1 rRNA gene is annotated in these 1,608 nt (G+C 55.5%); it reads right to left on the bottom strand.

The window, feature by feature from the left end:
* Nucleotides 1-57: 57 nt before the first annotated feature.
* Nucleotides 58-1,608, bottom strand: a 16S ribosomal RNA gene (locus E4665_RS17840).

Raw genomic sequence — 1,608 nt, 5'->3', positions numbered from 1 at the left:
GTTTCCTTCAAAACTAAACAAAAGGCCAAACGCTTCGCTGAGTCTCTTTTTCCTTAGAAAGGAGGTGATCCAGCCGCACCTTCCGATACGGCTACCTTGTTACGACTTCACCCCAATCATCTGTCCCACCTTCGGCGGCTGGGTCCATAAAGGTTCCCGCACCGACTTCGGGTGTTACAAACTCTCGTGGTGTGACGGGCGGTGTGTACAAGGCCCGGGAACGGATTCACCGCGGCATGCTGATCCGCGATTACTAGCAATTCCGGCTTCATGCAGGCGGGTTGCAGCCTGCAATCCGAACTGGGGGCGGCTTTATGGGATTGGCTCAACCTCGCGGTCTCGCAGCCCTTTGTACCGCCCATTGTAGCACGTGTGTAGCCCAGATCATAAGGGGCATGATGATTTGACGTCATCCCCACCTTCCTCCGGTTTGTCACCGGCAGTCACCCTAGAGTGCCCAACTGAATGCTGGCAACTAAGGTCAAGGGTTGCGCTCGTTGCGGGACTTAACCCAACATCTCACGACACGAGCTGACGACAACCATGCACCACCTGTCACTCTGTCCCCCGAAGGGGAAAACCTGATCTCTCAGGCGGTCAGAGGATGTCAAGACCTGGTAAGGTTCTTCGCGTTGCTTCGAATTAAACCACATGCTCCACTGCTTGTGCGGGCCCCCGTCAATTCCTTTGAGTTTCAACCTTGCGGTCGTACTCCCCAGGCGGAATGCTTAATGTGTTAACTTCAGCACTAAGGGGTTGGACCCCCCTAACACCTAGCATTCATCGTTTACGGCGTGGACTACCAGGGTATCTAATCCTGTTTGCTCCCCACGCTTTCGCACCTCAGCGTCAGTAACAGACCAGAGAGCCGCCTTCGCCACCGGTATTCCTCCACATCTCTACGCATTTCACCGCTACACGTGGAATTCTACTCTCCTCTTCTGTACTCAAGCTTCCCAGTTTCCAATGGCCGCTTGCGGTTGAGCCGCAAGATTTCACATCAGACTTAAGAAGCCGCCTGCGCGCGCTTTACGCCCAATAATTCCGGACAACGCTTGCCACCTACGTATTACCGCGGCTGCTGGCACGTAGTTAGCCGTGGCTTTCTGGCCGGATACCGTCACAGCAAGAGCATTTCCTCTCCCGCTCGTTCTTCTCCGGCAACAGAGCTTTACGATCCGAAAACCTTCTTCGCTCACGCGGCGTTGCTCCATCAGACTTTCGTCCATTGTGGAAGATTCCCTACTGCTGCCTCCCGTAGGAGTTTGGGCCGTGTCTCAGTCCCAATGTGGCCGATCACCCTCTCAGGTCGGCTATGTATCGTTGCCTTGGTGGGCCGTTGCCCCGCCAACTAGCTAATACACCGCGGGCCCATCAGTCAGTGATGGCCGAAACCATCTTTCAGCCCCGCACCATGTGGTGCGGAGAATTATCCGGTATTAGCTGCGGTTTCCCACAGTTATCCCAGTCTGACCGGCAGGTTGCCCACGTGTTACTCACCCATCCGCCGCTCACTTCCGGGAGCAAGCTCCCTTCTGTGCGCTCGACTTGCATGTATTAGGCACGCCGCCAGCGTTCGTCCTGAGCCAGGATCAAACTCTCCAAAAA

It is taken from the genome of Sporolactobacillus shoreae, assembly GCF_004684935.1.
GTDB lineage: Bacteria > Bacillota > Bacilli > Bacillales > Sporolactobacillaceae > Sporolactobacillus > Sporolactobacillus shoreae.
The sequence above is the reverse complement of the archived record's forward strand: the minus strand, read 5'-3'. Positions and strand labels throughout refer to the sequence as shown.